Origin of the sequence: Nocardia sp. NPDC051463, assembly GCF_040681975.1 — a bacterium.
Taxonomy (GTDB): domain Bacteria; phylum Actinomycetota; class Actinomycetes; order Mycobacteriales; family Mycobacteriaceae; genus Nocardia.
On the sequence record NZ_JBFBAB010000010.1, the window covers coordinates 169,130 to 186,209 of the forward strand.

At 64.1% G+C, this 17,080-nt stretch carries 18 protein-coding genes; 5 read left to right on the forward strand and 13 right to left on the reverse strand.

Annotation, left to right across the window (positions count from 1 at the left end; genetic code table 11):
* Positions 1-99: 99 nt before the first annotated feature.
* Together AB0M74_RS16310 and AB0M74_RS16315 are read left to right on the forward strand one after the other, a co-directional pair.
* Positions 100-702, forward strand: coding sequence for a hypothetical protein (locus AB0M74_RS16310; RefSeq protein ID WP_366527044.1), 603 nt, complete (start codon positions 100-102; stop codon positions 700-702).
* Positions 703-786: 84 nt separating this feature from the next.
* Complete coding sequence (locus AB0M74_RS16315) at positions 787-1,935, forward strand: methyltransferase (RefSeq protein WP_366527045.1); 1,149 nt, start codon at positions 787-789, stop codon at positions 1,933-1,935.
* A gap of 89 nt (positions 1,936-2,024) precedes the next feature.
* Here the strand turns inward: AB0M74_RS16315 and AB0M74_RS16320 are convergent, their stop codons facing one another.
* Both AB0M74_RS16320 and AB0M74_RS16325 read right to left on the reverse strand, forming a co-directional pair.
* Positions 2,025-2,216: a hypothetical protein gene (locus AB0M74_RS16320; protein ID WP_366527046.1), complete on the reverse strand. Its 192-nt coding sequence runs from the start codon at positions 2,214-2,216 to the stop codon at positions 2,025-2,027.
* Positions 2,213-2,554 carry a hypothetical protein gene (locus tag AB0M74_RS16325; RefSeq protein WP_366527047.1) on the reverse strand — a complete coding sequence of 114 codons (342 nt, stop codon included), beginning with the start codon at positions 2,552-2,554 and terminating at the stop codon, positions 2,213-2,215. The genes AB0M74_RS16320 and AB0M74_RS16325 overlap by 4 nt, the downstream gene beginning before the upstream one ends.
* A gap of 276 nt (positions 2,555-2,830) precedes the next feature.
* Between AB0M74_RS16325 and AB0M74_RS16330 the strand changes: the two genes are divergently transcribed.
* The gene (locus tag AB0M74_RS16330; RefSeq protein WP_366527048.1) at positions 2,831-4,021 is read left to right on the forward strand and encodes a helix-turn-helix domain-containing protein; all 1,191 of its coding nucleotides are present in this window, start codon (positions 2,831-2,833) and stop codon (positions 4,019-4,021) included.
* A gap of 424 nt (positions 4,022-4,445) precedes the next feature.
* Here the strand turns inward: AB0M74_RS16330 and AB0M74_RS16335 are convergent, their stop codons facing one another.
* Positions 4,446-4,979, reverse strand: coding sequence for an NUDIX hydrolase (locus tag AB0M74_RS16335; RefSeq protein ID WP_366527049.1), 534 nt, complete (start codon positions 4,977-4,979; stop codon positions 4,446-4,448).
* 229 nt (positions 4,980-5,208) lie between these two features.
* Here AB0M74_RS16335 and AB0M74_RS16340 point away from each other — a divergent pair, with 229 nt between their 5' ends.
* Positions 5,209-6,063: a Bax inhibitor-1/YccA family protein gene (locus AB0M74_RS16340; RefSeq protein ID WP_366527050.1), complete on the forward strand. Its 855-nt coding sequence runs from the start codon at positions 5,209-5,211 to the stop codon at positions 6,061-6,063.
* Positions 6,064-6,137: 74 nt separating this feature from the next.
* Here the strand turns inward: AB0M74_RS16340 and AB0M74_RS16345 are convergent, their stop codons facing one another.
* The 8 genes from AB0M74_RS16345 to AB0M74_RS16380 form a co-directional block, all read right to left on the reverse strand.
* The gene (locus AB0M74_RS16345) at positions 6,138-6,485 is read right to left on the reverse strand and encodes a DoxX family protein (protein WP_366527051.1); all 348 of its coding nucleotides are present in this window, start codon (positions 6,483-6,485) and stop codon (positions 6,138-6,140) included.
* A gap of 325 nt (positions 6,486-6,810) precedes the next feature.
* Positions 6,811-7,695 (reverse strand): hypothetical protein, encoded by an 885-nt coding sequence (locus AB0M74_RS16350; RefSeq protein WP_366527052.1) that lies wholly within the window; start codon positions 7,693-7,695, stop codon positions 6,811-6,813.
* A 370-nt stretch (positions 7,696-8,065) separates the two neighbouring features.
* Positions 8,066-8,446, reverse strand: a complete 381-nt coding sequence (locus AB0M74_RS16355) for a hypothetical protein (RefSeq protein ID WP_366527053.1) — start codon at positions 8,444-8,446, stop codon at positions 8,066-8,068.
* Between the two features lie 546 nt (positions 8,447-8,992).
* Complete coding sequence (locus AB0M74_RS16360; protein WP_366527054.1) at positions 8,993-9,502, reverse strand: type VII secretion system-associated protein; 510 nt, start codon at positions 9,500-9,502, stop codon at positions 8,993-8,995.
* 364 nt (positions 9,503-9,866) lie between these two features.
* Positions 9,867-10,754, reverse strand: coding sequence for a hypothetical protein (locus tag AB0M74_RS16365; protein WP_366527055.1), 888 nt, complete (start codon positions 10,752-10,754; stop codon positions 9,867-9,869).
* A gap of 193 nt (positions 10,755-10,947) precedes the next feature.
* Positions 10,948-12,168 (reverse strand): acetyl-CoA C-acetyltransferase, encoded by a 1,221-nt coding sequence (locus AB0M74_RS16370; RefSeq protein ID WP_366527056.1) that lies wholly within the window; start codon positions 12,166-12,168, stop codon positions 10,948-10,950.
* A gap of 74 nt (positions 12,169-12,242) precedes the next feature.
* Positions 12,243-13,130: an SGNH/GDSL hydrolase family protein gene (locus tag AB0M74_RS16375; protein WP_366527057.1), complete on the reverse strand. Its 888-nt coding sequence runs from the start codon at positions 13,128-13,130 to the stop codon at positions 12,243-12,245.
* 64 nt (positions 13,131-13,194) lie between these two features.
* The gene (locus AB0M74_RS16380; RefSeq protein WP_366527058.1) at positions 13,195-13,656 is read right to left on the reverse strand and encodes a hypothetical protein; all 462 of its coding nucleotides are present in this window, start codon (positions 13,654-13,656) and stop codon (positions 13,195-13,197) included.
* A 178-nt stretch (positions 13,657-13,834) separates the two neighbouring features.
* Here AB0M74_RS16380 and AB0M74_RS16385 point away from each other — a divergent pair, with 178 nt between their 5' ends.
* On the forward strand, positions 13,835-15,226 hold the full coding sequence (locus AB0M74_RS16385; protein WP_366527059.1) for a cystathionine beta-synthase: 1,392 nt from the start codon (positions 13,835-13,837) through the stop codon (positions 15,224-15,226).
* A gap of 252 nt (positions 15,227-15,478) precedes the next feature.
* Here the strand turns inward: AB0M74_RS16385 and AB0M74_RS16390 are convergent, their stop codons facing one another.
* Together AB0M74_RS16390 and AB0M74_RS16395 are read right to left on the reverse strand one after the other, a co-directional pair.
* A complete protein-coding gene (locus AB0M74_RS16390) occupies positions 15,479-16,273 on the reverse strand; it encodes an MBL fold metallo-hydrolase (protein ID WP_366527060.1) in 795 nt (264 codons plus the stop codon).
* Positions 16,274-16,305: 32 nt separating this feature from the next.
* Positions 16,306-17,067, reverse strand: coding sequence for a maleylpyruvate isomerase family mycothiol-dependent enzyme (locus tag AB0M74_RS16395; protein ID WP_366527061.1), 762 nt, complete (start codon positions 17,065-17,067; stop codon positions 16,306-16,308).
* Between the last annotated feature and the right edge of the window lie 13 nt (positions 17,068-17,080).

Genomic DNA, 17,080 nt, shown 5'->3' on the forward strand with positions numbered 1-17,080 from the left:
TGCCGTTTCCGATGCCGGTGAACCAGATCGCCGGCTGCCCCGTAGTTACCGGTGACCGGGTGCACCGGGTGCACCACGATCCATGGAGGGATTCGAAAAATGCTGTCGACCACAAGTTTCCGTCGTTCTGCGCTGCCGTTCGCCGCGGCCGCGGTGGCACTCGCCGGATTGCTGACCGCGTGCGGAGGTGCGGAACCGGCGAAACCGGTCGCTGCCACCAGTTCGGTCGCGCCCGCGTCCGCCGTCGCTGCGCCGCAGGCCGGACAGGTGCCCGCCGTCGCGAAGACGCAGGGCTGGCTGAAGATCTACGACGGGCCCGCTCCTGCGGGCGCGCACACGGTGCAGCTCAATGTGACCAGTAATCCGAGTGTCGGACACTATGTCTCGGACGGAGCGGGCCGGTCGCTGTACCGGTTCGACAAGGACACCGCCAATCCGTCGGCCTCCAATTGCGCCGGGCAGTGCGCCGTCACCTGGCCGCCGCTGACCGTGGCGCGAGATCAGTCGATCTCTGTGTCCGGCGTCGACCCGCAGCGCGTCGGATTCATCGAACGTGCCGATGGCGCCTGCCAAGTCACCGTCGGCGGCTGGCCGGTGTACTACTTCGGGAAGGATCAGAAAGCCGGTGATCTGCTCGGCCAAGGCGTCGGTGGCACCTGGTTCGCGGTGGCGCCGAGCGGCGGGAAGGCTGTCGTGAGCTGATCCGGATATCGTTGCGGCGCTGTGGCTCGGTGGTTTTCCCGGCCCCGACGCGACCGCGCGGCAACGATCTAGCACACTTGACGTGTGGAAACTGTCGAGGAAGTACTTGGCCGACTGCGGCGGTATCCGGATGTCGAGGCGCAAAACCTCTACGCCGTGGATGCCGCCGATCGGTTGATCCTCGATATCGCCGACGACGCGATTGCCGCGGCTGGTAGCGGGAGAATAGCCGTTATCGGAGACAATTACGGTGCGCTCACCCTCGGCGCGATCGTCGGACACGACCTGCGCGATGTCCGGGTACATCAGGACCTGCTCACCGGCGAGCTCGCGCTGGCCAACAACGCCCGCACGCTCGGACTCGCGGATCGCTACAGCGCACAGCCGCTCACCGACAGCCTGCTCGCGGATGTGCAGGTGGTGTTGCTGCGGCTGCCGCGGGTCCTCGCCGGGCTTGCCGAGGTCGCCGATGCCATCGCGCGCTACGCCGATCCGAAGGTCCAGGTATTCGCGGGCGGTCGGGACAAATACCTCACCACATCGATGAACGACCTACTCGCCGATTCCTTTTCGGAGGTGCGCGCCAGTCGCGGCAGGCAGAAGTCGCGCACCCTGCTCGTCACGGGGCCGAAACCGGTTGGCGAGTTGCCGTTCCCGGTGCGGGAGCGGATCGAGGATCTCGACATCGAGGTCGTCGCGCACGGCGCCGCCTTCTCCGGGGCCCGCCTCGACATCGGAACCAGGTTCCTGCTGCAGCACCTGAAGTGGATGAAGCCAGACGCCCGCGACGCCGTCGACCTCGGCTGCGGCACCGGAATCCTCGCGGTCACCCTGGCGAAGGCGCGGCCGGGCATCACCGTCCTCGGCACCGACCAGTCGGCCGCCGCGGTCGCCTCGGCGCGGGCAACGGCCGAAGCCAACGGCGTCGCCGACCGAGTGACGGTGGTGCGCGATGACGCGATGTCCTCGGCCGCCGACAATAGCGCCGATCTGGTGCTGTGCAATCCGCCGTTCCATGTCGGTGCGGCCGTGCACACCGGCTCGGCGATCAAGATGTTCACCGAGACCGGCCGGGTACTGCGGCCCGGCGGTGAGCTCTGGACGGTCTTCAACTCGCACCTGAATTATCGAGGGGTGATCGAGCGGATGGTCGGGCAGACCGAGGTGATCGGTCGCAATCGAAAGTTCACGGTGACGCGGTCGGTGTGTGGGCTGCGCGACGCGCATCGGTAGTTCGAGTCGTCGGTCTCGGTGGTTGCTGGAGCCTGGCTCCAGGTCATCCACGGCTTGGATGAATATCCGATCCGGATTGTCGTCGGTGGTCATCGGCGGCCTTCGGCGAGCGCGATGAACTCCAATGCACCCCGTAACCGTGGGCAATCGTCCGGGGTGCAGCGAGGTGTCTTCTTGTGGCCGTGGATCACTTTGATGCCGTGGGCGCGTTCGATATCCATCCGGTTGGCGACCTCGTCGCAGCGATCCATCGCGCGCTCGAAATCGGCGGGCATCGTCATCGCCCCACCCGCAGATCAACCTTGATTCGTCCGGCCTCGACGAGCACGGCCTGCGCTGAGTGCTTGCGGGCGCAGGCATCGACACCACACTTGCGGTGACACTGCATCTCCCGGTGAGCTTCCTCGATCGTGAAAGGCTTGTCGGGCGCACGATGTGCCGCCTCGACATCCCAGGAGTCCATACGGAGGGAGCCTTCGGCGGCGATTCGCTCGAGGATGTCGTTGACTGGTTGGGCGTTGGGCGGGTAGGCCGGACCTCTCGCAAGGAGATAGCAGATACCACCTCCCTCGATCAAACATAAAGCGACAGCGATCGTTGCGATGGTTTCTGCGGGCATTGGGCGGGTCCCCCTCGGCGCGTCTGCAATGTGTTGTTGGAGGCGCATCAGCGCCGGAGTCTCGGACCATCCGCCGCGTGACCGGAGAGGCCGGAGCGGGGCCGAGTCCTGTCCTGGTTTAAGACCTCGGCGCTGGCTGCTGAACTGACGGTAGGGCTTGTGATCTGAACCACCAGGTACATTCCGTACCCCATACATTTGCGGCTACGCTGGAGGCGTTCTATCAGCGGCGGGAGGGTTGCGGTGGTCAACAGCCCCAACGAAGAGCCGGTTGGTGTGCGAATCAAACGCCAGCGTGAACGTGCTGGAATGTCGCGCCCAGTCCTCGCAGGATTGGTCGGACGATCTGCCGAGTGGCTCAAGGCTGTGGAGAACGGGCGCCTGCAGACGCCCCGTCTACCTATGTTGCTGCGGATCGCACGTGCACTTGAAATCGAGGATCTCGCAGAGTTGACCGGCAACGACCACGCTGTACCTGTCGCGGTGTTTGCGGGAGAGCGGCACTCGGCGCTGACCGCGGTGCAAGCCGCGTTGACAGATTTCCGGGTCGCCGAACCAGATCGCACAGCGAGCATTGACCACCTGATCGCCCGGCTGCGGCAGGCGTGGCAGGTGCGGCATGGCAGCCCCGATCATCGCACGCAACTTGGGACACTGCTGCCCGGTCTGATCCGAGACGCGCAGAGCGCGGCGAGAGTCGTCGGCGATGGCCGTCGCTCCGCGCGCCGGGTGTTGGCGGGCGTGTACCAGCTGGCCGATTTCTATGTCGCGTATCAGCCTGCGCCTGAATTGGTATGGCTCGTGGCCGACCGGGCGCTGAACGAAAGCTACGAAGCCGACGATCCGTATGTGATCGCGTGCAGTGCGTGGGCGATGGTGCAGGCCCTGCGGGACTCGGGGCGTTGGGGAGAAGCGGTCGAGTTGGCGCGCAGCGCGATCGAACGGTTGGGCCCATACCTCGATCGAGAAGAGACCTCCGACGAATGGCGCGGCATCGCAGGCGCATTGGAAGCCGAGGTCGCCTACGTTTATGCTCGCCGGGGAAGGTACGGCGAGGCTTGGTCGGCGTGGGAGCGCGCGGACCGGGCCGCCCGCAATCTGGGAGCGGACTATCGGCATGTGCAGACGTCGTTCTCGATTCCGGTGATGGCCGCTCACGCAACCACATTGGGCGTGGAGCTGCGCCGATCTGGTGAAGCAGTGCGTGCCGCGAACAGGTTCGACGCCGAAACCATTGTTTCCCTGCCGCGCCGGAGCAGGCACTTCATCGAAGTTGCTCGTGCTCACTTCCAGCGCGACGAGTTCGTCGCAGCATTCGCATTGCTTGCGAAGTCGGAACGCACCGCACCGGAGACCATTCGATACAACGGCTACGCGCGAGAAATGCTGCACCAGCTGATGAGGCGGCCGCCGTCGGGGATGCGCGAAGACGTGCGAGAGCTGAGCCAGCGCGTAGGCGTTGCCTGACCCAACGGGTCGATGAGCCATCAGGCTACCTATGTTGGTAGGCCAGGCGATGCGGTCGACTTGGCACGTGCAGCCCAGATCGCCGCGCACCACGGGTCTGCCCGCACTGGAGTCCGAATGTCACATGGTCGGGGCTCATGGGCACGCCGCTCGGACTGACAGATCCTCGTGCGCGAGCGCGATAAACGCCGCCGAGCGCGCATTCACTCGATCGGATGGTGTGGCCGGATTGGTTGAACTACTTCGATGACGCGTATATGTCTGCCAGACTGCGCATTGTTTCTGGGACCTCGGCGACAACGAGCGGGCGGCACATTTCGCCGAGCGATCTCTCGACATGTCCGACGGATACCTACGTGGCCGGACCTTCAACCTGTGTCTGCTCGCGAGGTCGAATACTTCCGACGCCAGGTGCTGACGACGACTAAGCAGACAGGTTGAGCGCCCGGTACAACGCGACAACCGTTGCCGCCCCCAGAATCTCGCCTCGGTCGATCATGTCGAGGGCGTCGGGTAGCGGCACCCACCGGACTTCTTCGGCCTCGTTGATGTCGGGGGCGCTGTCGGTCAGGTCGGCGCCCTCCGCGAGATAGATTTCCTGTGGCTGGTCGAGGGTCCCGATCGACGGCTGGTAAGTCACCAGGTGGCGCATGGTCCTCGGCCGCCAGCCGGTCTCCTCCTCGACTTCGCGGGCCGCTGCCACCGCGATATCCTCTGCGTGATCCACGTAGCCGCCAGGCAACTCCCACACCCATTTGTCGATGATGAACCGATGCCGGTACATCAGCAGTGCCTCACGGCTTTCATTCAGCACAAGGGTCATCGCGCAACGCGGCATGCGCGCAACATATTGGGTGAACCGGACACCGTCGGGTAGTTCGACATCGACGGTCGAGAGTTTGATGTGCCGGTTCTCGTCCACCACGCGCTCGCCGTGGATCTTCCACTGGGTGCTCACATGCCGACGGTACCTTCACCTGCGACGTCGATACCGTCGCCGATGTTTGCTCAGAGTCGGCGGCCATCCACTGATCGTGACGGGAGTTACCGACAGGCCGGGCGAATCTCGGGAACCAACCTGACATGGACGTACGTTGAACTGGACATAACGGGTAGTTCCGGCGTGATGACCTGGGATTCGGCCGCCGGTAGCATCGGCGTCAGCGGAGACAACAAGGAGGCGTGCTTTGCGCACCACAAGCAATCCGGTATTCAGAAATCTCCCTCGGCAAGAGGGCGGTGGCTATGCCAACTTCGGGTCAGGGATGACTGGCGCGGGCCAGTTCGGTCAGCAGTTGGGTAACCAGTACGGCCAGCCGTACCAGCAGCCCTACCAGCAGGCCCCCGCCACGCGCGCGATGACCATCGACGATGTGGTGACCAAGACCGCGGTCACGCTCGGCGTGCTCGCGCTGTCGGCGATCATCTCCTATGGCCTGACCAACGCGAACAACTCCCTCGCGCCGCTGTTCGTCATCGGCGGTGGCCTCGTCGGCCTGGTCCTGGTGCTGGTCGCCACCTTCGCCCGCAAGATGGACAACCCGGTCATCGTGCTGTCCTACGCGGTGTTCGAGGGTCTGTTCGTCGGCGCGCTGTCGTTCATGTTCACGAACGTCGAGTTCGGCGGAGTCGGCGGCAGCGCGATGATCGCGCAGGCGGTACTCGGTACCTTCGGTGTGTTCGCGGGCATGCTCGTGGTCTACAAGACCGGGGCGGTCCGGGTCACCCCGCGCTTCACCAGGATGATCGTCGGCGCCATGATCGGCGTGCTGGTCTTGGCGCTCGGCAACCTGATCGCCAGCTTCTTCATCGACGGCGGCCTCGGACTGCGCGACGGCGGCCCGCTGGCCATCGTGTTCAGCCTCGTCGTCATCGGGATCGCCGCGTTCAGCTTCCTGCTCGACTTCGACGCCGCCGATCAGCTGATCCGCGCACAGGCACCGGAGAAGGCGGCCTGGGGCGTCGCGCTCGGCCTGACCGTCACCCTGGTCTGGCTCTACGTCGAGATCCTGCGCCTGCTGAGTTACTTCAACAACGACTGACCCTGACAGACAACGGCTCCCCATCCGATCCCGGATGGGGAGCCGTTTGTCATTGTGGCGACGATCGGTCGCCATCAGGCGGCGACGCCCAGCCCCACCGCGACGATGACCGGGACCATGTACAGCAGCGGGAAGGGGATGCTGGAGTAGGCGCGGGCCCGGATGTTGGTGATGATGGCGCCGAGGAAGTAGAGCACGATGCCGACCGCGGCGGCGTATCCGATGACCGGGATCCACAGACCGACGACGAGGCCGATCGCGCCTGCGGTCTTGGCCAAGCCGAGCCAGGTCCACCAGGACTCGGGGACGCCGTATTCGACCAGCGGATCCACCACGAACTTGGCGCGCCGCAGCAGCGAGAAGCCGGAGAAGCCGACCCAGGCGGCGGCGAGGACGGTGACGATGACGTAGGCGGTGTGCATGGGAGTGGGCTCCTTGTAGCTGGTTCAACTGGATGTTCGCTTGGAAGACGGAGCCCGGCCGGGCAGTGTGACATCGCCGCGCTGAACCGGCATTCGGACTGGTCGGACGCGGTGCTCTGAAACGCCGAACGGGTCCCTGCCTGTGAGCACAGGGACCCGTTCGAGTGGTGTCGCCAGCTGAGGCGCTCGATGAGTTACTTCAACAACGACTGACCCCGACAAGCACCGACTCCCCATCCCGATTACGGGTGGGGAGCCGTTTTGTCGTCGGAGCGACGTGTGGTTGCGCGGTCAAGCGGTGGCTGAACCTGTCGCGGGTGGGTGGTCACGCTCCCCTGGATGCTTCGGACACTGCCCATGCAGGTGCTATCGGATTGCCCGAAGCATCGACCTTCATTGCGACACCATGGTCGACGATTGTAATGCCGCCCGTTTCGTCTCGGACTTTGAGAGGGGAAACCATATGTAGATCGGTCGGAGACCAGACGCGGAAGCGTATTCCGACCGAGTGCAACCCTTGCGCCATTTCGGTAGCCACTCGACTACTGCCAGTTAGACACGAAAATTGGATCAGTTGTGCTGTCGGCTTGTTTCTAGCTGCTTGTTGGAAATGCTTGTTCGATGCGAGAATCCGGCTGAAATCGCGTCCATCAACGAACAGGGTGGTCCAGGTGGCATCACTTGCGCCCGACGCCCTGGTGTCGATCTGGATCCCGTACCCCTCCTCATCGCCGTGTCCCGACGAGAAGACCAACTCGGGATCGGGATCCTCCGGATTCTGCTTCGCCCATTCGGCGGCGTACCTACGGCGGCCTGGAATCCATTTCTTTCCGCCTGGCGCGAGTACAGCCCGAAAGTAGTCTTTGTGTACGGCTGCCCATCCTTCCGGTGTGAAGGTCATGCTACCTGTACCTTCGGCCGGGTGAATCGGAAAATGCACGCCGACGATGTTCTGTTCGGGGTCTCTGATCGGGCCATTTCGTATTTGATCGGCGGTGAACCGGCGGGCTTCGCCATTGCCGTCCACACCGGCGAATATTTCCGGATTCTCCCGTTGTCGTAGCTCGAATTGCTGGAGTGCACGCGCGTATCTGGCATCTTCCCACACGAGACACCTGGAATTCCGACGAAGATCTTCCGCGATATCGGACATGTTATGACGAAATTTATCGCCGGCCTTCACCACTGCGGCGCAAATCCGCGCCGTCAACCTGGTCAGTGTGGCTGAGAGCATGAACTATTAGCTCGCGATCCCTACCCCCGATAAAACGAACCGACTATTCGGCTTTCTGTGGCGCATCGGTGCGAAGTCGGGATTGCTCGCGGCCATCCGGATCGAGGCCGATGTCAGTGTTTTCATACCCATCCTTGTTTCAGTCAGGAGAGCAACGAACGGCTCCCATCCCGAAAAGGATAGGGGAGGCGCGTTGTCACTGTGGCGAATGTCGGTCGATCCGTCAGAAGGCGGCGCCGTCGAGATCCTGCGCCTGGTGAGTTGCTTCAACAACGACTGACCCTGACAAGTAACGGCTCCCCCATCTGATCTCGGACGGGAGCCGTTTGTCGTTGGACGGTGACGATCAGGTTTCGGGGGAATCGCTCGGCGCTTTGAACCTCACCCATGGATTATTCATCGCATAGCCGTGTCTACTGACCCTCACATCGGTGCCGATCCCTTTTTCTTCGACCTCCATGCCGTCAGCGTGCGATGTGCGGTAAAGGTAAGTTGTCGCCTTCGAAGCCCATACATCAATCTTTATTCCGGCGGCATGCAACGCCTCCGCCGATTCTCGAGCAGCTGGACCACTTGCGGGTCTGCAACAAATCTGGAGCAGGGCTGCTGCTGGTTTATTGCCAACTGCTAGTTCGAAGTGCTCATTGTCAGCAAGGGCTCGCCCGAAGTCTGTGCCGCTGGTCATGATTTCAACAAATTCGGGTTTACTCGCGCCCGGTGCACTCACATCGATCGCGAGACTGTATCCGTCGCCGGTGGAGTGGGCTCGCACGAAGATCAACTCGGAGTCGGGGGCGTCTCGATCATAGCTATGCCATGGGGCCCTCTCCGTTCGCCCTCGATTATTGGATTGGACGTACGTGGTGTGTATCGAACTGTATCCCTCGGGTGTGAATCGAATCGGTCCCGGACCGTCTTGGTAGTCGACCGGGAAGTGCACTCCCACGGTATTGCCATCAGGATCGGTGATCGGGGCACTTCGGATTCTATCGGACGTAAAGGTGTGAATTCTGCCGGTGCTGTCCACGCCTTGGAATTCTGTCGGATCAGCGCGTAGTCCTGGCTCGAGACGTGAGAGGTCATGTGCGTTATCGGCGTCGGATGAAACCCACTCAGCGGCATTCTGTTCCAAAGTATTCGCGGTTCCGGATCTGCTTTTATGTAATGCCGAGCCCGCTTTCACCACTGCGACACTCACGCGTTCTGTCAACTGCACCATCTCGGCTGCCATCATAAGAAATTCGCGATTCTTGCTCGTGGTAGAGCGAACTGCCTACCCGGCCTGGCGTAATGCGTCGGTGTGGAGTAGGAATTGCGCGTGACTGCCTGGATTGAGGAAGATGTCCGCGCCTTCCGGGACGAGTTTCGACAATTCGGTCCCCGGTATCGATATCCATCGTTCCGCTTCGATTCGGCGCTTGTGCACGGCCGCCGTCGCCACGCACACGCAGCGGGCCCCGTTGGGCGCCGTTCCTATCAGCAGCTCGCCGCGATCGTTGCCCGCGATCTCCACCACTGCGTTACGGAGGGTCGGAATGATGTCGCCTCCCACATCGTCACCATTGATGGCTCGCTGTAGCACGGCGTCGGTGGGATCGGTGGGTGCCGAGTCGTCGGTAGGGACATAGTCCGGATTGGGCTCGAACAGACCTTGGTTGCCGTTCTCGTCGACATGCCATCCACCGAGAATCAATTCCGGCGGCGGACCTGCGTCCGGCGTGGTCGCCTGCCAGCTCGGATCGACCATGACAAACCAATTGTCATGTGACGCCGGTGTTTCCATAAGTCATATTTATACCGCGAGGTGGGGAACCCGATGGCCCCACCCGTGGGGGGAGCGGGCGATCCGTCAGTCGACTCAGCTCAGTTGAGGCGCTCGGTGACCATCGCCATCCCAGGCCGTCGCGAACAGTTGATCCGTGCCCAGGCACTCGAGCAGGTCGCCCGGGGTGTCCCCTCGGCCTGACCGTCATCCTGGTCCGGCTCTACTTCGGGATTCTGCGTCGGCCGCGTTACTTCAACAACGACTCGAGGCCGGATACGGCACCGACGAAGGCTGATCGTTGTGTTCGCGACGACTGCTCATCTCGTTGTTTGCTCAACCTGGCAGGTCGGCGACGGTTGGTGATCCAGGCTTGTCGAGGGTGTCAATCCGGTGTGTCCGGAGGTATTCTGGGCGCTCTGTTTACTCCCCACGGTGACTCCGTCGGATTTCCGTGTTCATCGACCTTCATGAGGGAGCCGTGGCCGAGGATGGTGCGACCACCGAATTCTTCTCGGAAGGTGGTGAGATGTATCTCCCGGGTTGCCCATGAATCGAATAGTATTCCGGCCGAATGTAAAGATTGAGCCGACAGCGGCGCAGCAGAACCGGCGGCAGTTGAGCAGTCCCAACGTATCAGCGTGGCCGTCGGTTTGTTCTTGACGGCATCCTTGAAATGCTTATTGGAAGCGAGAATCAGACCATGCGTCGGGCCGTCGATTCCCACGGTTATCCACCTGGCCCGAATCTTTCCCGGTGATCTTACCTTGATCTTGATGTCATATCCGTCTCTGTTGCCGTGGGCTTTCGCGAAAACCAACTGTTCCTTTTTCGCCCAAGGGGCGCGAATTCGCTTACCAAGTTTCCATATGGGCGGGTCGCCTTCCTTCTCGGCATCTATCTTCAAGCCTTGGCGGTATTCGCGGTGTACTGCCTCGTATGCCTCTGGCGTGAAACGCAAAGATAGTTTGCTGTCATGCTCATTCGACGGAAAATTAACTCCGACGACATTTCTTTCGGGGTCTCTGATCGGGGCGCTGAGAATTTTGTCAGGCGTGAACTCGTGAGTTCTGTAGATTCCGTCTCCGAGTTCTTCGCGACCGGTAAAGCGCGGCGGGTTCGCGCGTTCGATTCGATGGAACGCGAGCCGGTGTCTGGCATCGTTCGCGACCATGGTGTCGGCGAATCTGCGAAGATCGCCCGAGGTGTCGGACACGTGTCTGTGCACTGCGCTGCCTGTATTGACGACAGCGGTCTTGATCCGCTCGGCCAACCGGACGAGTGTGGCAGAGAGCAAGAAAACCTCGATGTGCAACAACCCTGTGGCGCCATTGTGTGCTATTCCTGCGCATGGGAAGTCGGGTGGCCCACTCGCGCCGCCGAAATGCCTCGATGCTGAGGCGGGACGTGAAGACCGAACGGCTCCCTACCGGTCGGGCAGGGAGCCGTTCGGTTGTCGCCTCAGCTCAGCTGAGGCGCTCGATGACCATCGCCATGCCCTGGCCGCCGCCGACGCACATGGTCTCCACACCGAACTGCTTGTCGTAGGTCTGGAGGTTGTTGAGCAGCGTGGTGGTGATGCGCGCGCCGGTCATGCCGAACGGGTGGCCGAGCGCGATGGCGCCACCGGAGACGTTCAGCTTGTCCTCGTCGATCTTCAGCTCGCGGGCCGAGCCGAGCACCTGCACCGCGAACGCCTCGTTGATCTCGAACAGGTCGATGTCGTCCACCGACTTGCCCGCGAGGGCGAGCGCCCGCTTGACGGCCTCGATCGGGCCGAGGCCCATGATCTCGGGGGACAGGCCGGAGACGCCGGTGGAGACGATGCGGGCCAGCGGGGTCAGGCCCAGCTCCTTGGCCTTGGTGTCGCTCATGATGACCAGCGCGGCGGCGCCGTCGTTGAGCGGACAGCAGTTACCGGCGGTGATGCTGCCGTCCGGGCGGAACACCGGCTTCAGCTGGCTGACCGCCTCGTAGGTGACGCCCGCGCGCGGGCCGTCGTCCTTGGAGACCACGGAGCCGTCGGGCAGCGTGATCGGGGTGATCTCGCGCTCGAAGAAGCCGGCCTTGATGGCCGCCTCGGCCCGGTTCTGCGAGCGCACACCCCAGCGGTCCTGGTCCTCCCGGGTGATGCCGGTCATGGAGGCGACATTCTCCGCGGTCTGGCCCATCGCGATGTAGGCGTCCGGGATCAGGCCGTCCTCGCGCGGGTCGTGCCAGATGCCCGCGCCGCCCTCGGCGGCCTTCGCGGTGCGCGCTTTCGCTTCGTCGAAGAGCGGGTTCTGGGTGTTCGGCCAGCTGTCGGCCGAGCCGTTCTTGTAGCGGGACACGGTCTCGACACCCGCGGAGATGAACACCTCGCCCTCGCCGGCCTTGATCGCGTGGAACGCCATCCGGGTGGACTGCAGCGACGAGGCGCAGTAGCGGTGCACGGTGGTGCCGGGCACGAAGTCGTAGCCGAGCTGCACGGCGACGATCCGGGCGAGGTTGAAGCCCTGCTCACCGCCGGGCGAACCGCAGCCGAGGATCAGGTCGTCGATCTGGGCCGGGTCCAGCGCAGGCACCTTGTCGAGCGCCGCGCGCACGATCTGCGTCGTCAGATCGTCGGGCCGCATATCGACCAACGAGCCTTTGGCGGCGCGGCCGATCGGGGAGCGGGCGGTCGAAACGATGACGGCCTCGGGCATGAGGACTCCTTTGTTGGGACGGTAAGTGTTGGCGTTCAGACGTTGTCCGAGCACACTCCGCGAACCGTTTGTTACTAGTGCGTTCTCATCGAATCTACGTCGCGTCCTGCTGGGCGGGAAGCGGGGGTCGACTCGTTCAGCGCGCCGATCAACGCGGGCAGCAGCAGTTTCGCGGCCAGTTCGTAGCCTGCCGCCGAAGGGTGGAATCCGTCGGCCGCGAACATCAACTCGGGCGCGGCGCGGAACTCGGGCGCCAGCAGATTGCCCATCTGCACCGGGCGCCCGCCCGCGACGGTGGTCGCCACCGTCTGGGCCCGAGCCAGTCGGGCGCTCCAGTTCTGCACCACCGTCCGCAGTGGCTGCGGAATCGCGGTGACGATGCCGAGATTCGGGCAGGTGCCGACCACCACGATGGCCTCGGCTCGGCGCAGCCGCGCCACCGCGCTAGCCAGTCTGCGTGCGGAAGCCCGGATGGAATGCTTCTTGGTGATGTCGTTGGCGCCGATCAGAATGACCGCGGCGTCCGGCGGCGGCCCCGCCACGAACATCGCGTCGACCTGGCCTGCGAGTCCCTTGGAGGTGGCTCCCGATATTGCCTTGGTGCTCAACCGAATTCGCTGTCCGGTGGCCTCGGCGAGACCGCGGGCGATGCGCACGCCGGGCACCTCTTCGGCACTGTCGCAGCCGACGCCACCGGCGGTGGAATCGCCGAAGATCATCACGTGCAGATCCGCGTGCACACCGGCCCGCCATGGTTGCGGCGCGAGGCATCCCGCGGTGTAGATTCCGTCGGCCTCCGGTGGTTTCGAGGTGTCGCGCCCGATGACGCCCCTAGCCACCCCCGCCTGTGCCATGAGCAGGCGATACGCCGCCCAGGATGCCGTCCCCGCGCCGGAACCGGCCAGCACGGTTGCGGCACTGGTGACTGCCGCGATCCGCCAGCTGATCCGTGGTGTGCTCACGGTGAGAAATTTTACGGACCGTCGCAGCGGACACAATGCCCGCCGGGCGGTCCACTCGGTGACCTCAGGCAGGCACGTCGAACCAGCCGCGGGCCGGGATGCTGAGGTTGTTGGTGGTGACGGTGACCTCGACGCGGCCGGGACCGGTGTCCTGGAACAGCGAGTATTGGATGCTGCCGTAGATGCCGGTGACCACGATGTTGTTGTACGCGCCCGCCGCGCCGGTGGTCATATTGCGCCAGGCGACGGTGGTGTAGACCTCGCACAGCGGCGCAAACGGGTAGCCGCCGGGACCGATCCCGGAGACCGGTAGGGCACGGACATTGAAAATGGCGCGGCCAGGCCATTGCTGGTCGGTCTCGACCCAGGTCCTGATATTCGTCCAGCACAGTCCGCCGGTGGCCAGCGTGGGCACCTGGGGGAACTCGATGGTCGTCGCGTTCGCCTGCGCACCGGATCCGACGACCACGGCCACCACCGATCCGGCGAGAGCCGCGGCGGCACGGGTGATGATCGGCTGCCTCATGCTCGGAGATCCTAGGCGCGAGCGCGACGGATCGCCGGTAGCACACGACAGACGTGGCGTGCCCGAATTCACATCGACCGGCCCCTGCGGTGCGGGCCAAGGGTGTTCGGCCGGGTGACGGGGAGTAGAGAACATGGCGGTGGGCTGCCCGGACGACGGTTCTGCAACGATGGGTGCCATGCGCATCGCGGATCATGTCGTGGACCTCATCGGTAATACACCGCTGGTCCGGTTGAACTCTGTGGTGGGACCGAACGCCGGCGTGGTAGCCGCCAAGATCGAGTACTTGAATCCTGGCGGCAGTTCCAAGGACCGGATCGCGGTGAAGATGATCGAGGCCGCCGAGAAATCCGGGCAGTTGCGGCCCGGCGGCACGATCGTCGAACCCACCTCGGGCAACACCGGCGTCGGCCTCGCACTCGTCGCCCAACAGCGTGGCTACAAGTGCGTGTTCGTCTGCCCGGACAAGGTCAGTGAGGACAAGCGCAACGTGCTACGGGCCTACGGCGCCGAGGTCGTGGTGTGCCCGACCGCCGTGCCGCCGGATCACCCGGACAGCTACTACAACGTCTCCGACCGGCTGGTGCGCGAGATCGACGGCGCATGGAAGCCCGATCAGTATTCCAATCCCGGTGGACCCGACAGCCACTACGAGACCACCGGCCCGGAGATCTGGCGCGACACCGACGGCAAGGTCACCCATTTCGTGGCGGGCGTCGGCACCGGCGGCACCATTACCGGCACCGGTCGCTACCTCAAGGAGGTCTCCGGCGGCAAGGTGAAGATCATCGGCGCCGACCCGGAGGGTTCGGTGTACTCCGGCGGCACCGGTCGTCCGTACCTGGTCGAGGGTGTCGGTGAGGACTTCTGGCCGTCCGCTTATGACGCGGCCATCCCCGACGAGATCATCGCGGTCTCCGATGCCGACTCCTTCGACATGACCCGCAGGCTGGCCCGCGAGGAGGGACTGCTCGTCGGCGGCTCCTGCGGCATGGCTGTGGTGGCGGCCATCGAGGTCGCGCGCCGCGATCCGGACGCGCTCATCGTGGTGCTGTTGCCCGACGGCGGCCGCGGCTACCTGTCCAAGATTTTCAACGACGAGTGGATGAGCTCCTACGGCTTCCTGCGGGAGCGCCTCGACGGCACCACCGACGAGCCGCTCGTCGGTGACGTGCTGCGCGGCAAGTCGGGCGAGCTGCCCGATCTGGTGCACACGCACCCGTCGGAGACCCTGCGCGACGCCATCGAGATCCTGCGCGAATACGGCGTCTCGCAAATGCCGGTCGTCGGCGCCGAGCCGCCGGTGATGGCGGGCGAGGTCGCGGGCAGTGTCTCCGAACGCGACCTGCTCTCCGCGGTGTTCGAAGGCCGCGCGCACCTGACCGATCCGGTCGCTAAGCACATGAGCCCGTCGTTCCCGCTGATCGGTTCCGGTGAACCGATCTCCGCCGCGACCAAGGCGCTGTCGGACACCGACGCGCTCATGGTGGTGGAGGAAGGCAAGCCCGTCGGCGTCATCACCCGCCACGACCTCCTCGGCTTCCTGAGCACGGGCAGCATCGGCTACTGATTTCGTCACGATCGCCGGGCTGAATATGTGGGCCCGGCGATCCCAGGGCCTGAGCTGAGATATCGAGTGACCGCATCGGATGATTCGGCAGTCGGTCGCCTCTCTTCCTCTGGTGACCGTCGAACGCGGAGACTCGCTGGAGCCTTCCCTGTATCAAGCGAAATCCATTAGTGCGCAACGGCATCAAGACTCGATGCGATTGCATCGAACGGCTGTGATGTGAAACGTGTTGCGTAGCAGGGTCTCCGGTGATCAGGGTTCGAAGGCTCCGAGCATGGCTTCCAGCGCCTGCTGATCCGGCCCGACGAATGCGGGAGCCGTCGGGGCCGCCGAGATCGTGTCGAACATGCGATCGTTCATGCCGATGGCGGGCGGCAGGTGGGTGCTGAAGATGCCGGACGGATCCAGCTTGCGAATCGGATCCACGGTGGCCGAGTACTTTTCGGGATCAACGGTGTGCACCCATGGGCTGTCCACCGTGGCCCACAGTAGCTGTGCCCGCGTTAACTCCGGTCCAGCGGCCCGCACATCGGCGCTCATGGCGAGCTCCGAGCTCGGCAACGGCGCGCCGAAACAATCGGAGCTGAACAATGCCCCGGAGCCGGTATCGAAAACGCCGACCGTGGCGGGATTGTCGAACAGCGGCGGCCGGAAACCGATCAGTGTGCGATCCCCGACGTCCAATTGTTGCCCGGGATTGAGCAGAAACACCCGATCGAGCGGAATCGTCCATTCGCAGGACATGATTCCGACGCCCGCGAAGGTCGTGACGATGCGGGCGTGCGGTGCGGCTTCGAGCAGACTCCACAGGCCGCCGGTGTGATCGCGGTCCGGGTGGGTGAGCCAGATCCAGCGCACGTCGGAGGGATCGATGACGTGCTCGAGCTCGGTGCGGAAGTCCTTGTCGGAGTTGCTCAAACCGGTGTCGATGACCACCGGTTCGGCGGCGTGCAGAACGAAAGCGTTGACCGGGATGAAGCCGAGACCGGGCACCTCGGCGCAGTCACTGAGCACGGTGACGTCGGCGGTGAGCTGGTGGATGTTCATGGCGTCCTCGAAACGGGTTCGGTCGGCACGAGTCAGAACGGAACCTGGGTGCGCAGCAAGCCGTTTGCGTCGCTGCGGCCGGAGAGTGCCCGGCAGAACTCGACGGCGTCGAGTTCGAGCGGATCAGGTGCGTCGGCGGATGACCAGGTGCCGCCCGCTGGGCCGGTGAGTGTCAATCGGTAGGGCATGCCGTGACGCTGGGCCCATTCGCGAACGACGTTGTCGACTATGCGTCCGTCGTGGTCGGCGGTGAGCACGAGGTCCTGGCCCGCGGCCCGACACAGGTCGATCCGGTGCATCCAGGGATCCCGGGTCAGGATGATGTCGATCAGGTAGCCGAGGCTCCATCTTTCGGCGACGCCGTTGACCGGCTGCGAACCCGGCATCGGCCGACGGCGGATGAATTCGGGTGCGCGGTGGCGCATCCGGGCGGCTCGCGGGCCGAGCTTCGCCAGGAGCGCGGTGAGCTCCGCTGGCGTGTGCTCGCCGAACTCGCGGACCTGCAGCGCGGTGAGCGCGTCGACCATCTCGGCCTCGCCGCCCGGCCGCTTGTTCGCGATCCGGTTCTGCCGGATGTTCTCTCGCAGTGAGGCCGCCATCGCGACCATGCCGACTACATGCGAAACCAGTTGGTGCACGGTCCATTCCGTGCAGTCGGTGGGTTTTGCCCAGTCATTGGGGGCAAGCCCGGCCACTGTGTGCGCGATGCGCGTGTATTCCGTTGCGGCCAGTCGCATCGCCTCGGGATGGTCGATCGTGGCTCGGCGGAGGCCGGTCCGTTCGCTGGTACTCATCGTTGTCATGGTC

Excerpts from the sequence above, each read along its gene's own strand:
- AB0M74_RS16310 (WP_366527044.1), top strand. The coding sequence starts at position 100 with ATGCTGTCGACCACAAGTTTCCGTCGTTCTGCGCTGCCGTTCGCCGCG.
- AB0M74_RS16320 (WP_366527046.1), bottom strand. The coding sequence starts at position 2,216 with ATGACGATGCCCGCCGATTTCGAGCGCGCGATGGATCGCTGCGACGAG.
- AB0M74_RS16325 (WP_366527047.1), bottom strand. The coding sequence starts at position 2,554 with ATGCCCGCAGAAACCATCGCAACGATCGCTGTCGCTTTATGTTTGATC.
- AB0M74_RS16345 (WP_366527051.1), bottom strand. The coding sequence starts at position 6,485 with ATGCACACCGCCTACGTCATCGTCACCGTCCTCGCCGCCGCCTGGGTC.
- AB0M74_RS16360 (WP_366527054.1), bottom strand. The coding sequence starts at position 9,502 with ATGGAAACACCGGCGTCACATGACAATTGGTTTGTCATGGTCGATCCG.
- AB0M74_RS16370 (WP_366527056.1), bottom strand. The coding sequence starts at position 12,168 with ATGCCCGAGGCCGTCATCGTTTCGACCGCCCGCTCCCCGATCGGCCGC.
- AB0M74_RS16380 (WP_366527058.1), bottom strand. The coding sequence starts at position 13,656 with ATGAGGCAGCCGATCATCACCCGTGCCGCCGCGGCTCTCGCCGGATCG.
- AB0M74_RS16385 (WP_366527059.1), top strand. The coding sequence starts at position 13,835 with ATGCGCATCGCGGATCATGTCGTGGACCTCATCGGTAATACACCGCTG.
- AB0M74_RS16390 (WP_366527060.1), bottom strand. The coding sequence starts at position 16,273 with ATGAACATCCACCAGCTCACCGCCGACGTCACCGTGCTCAGTGACTGC.
- AB0M74_RS16395 (WP_366527061.1), bottom strand. The coding sequence starts at position 17,067 with ATGAGTACCAGCGAACGGACCGGCCTCCGCCGAGCCACGATCGACCAT.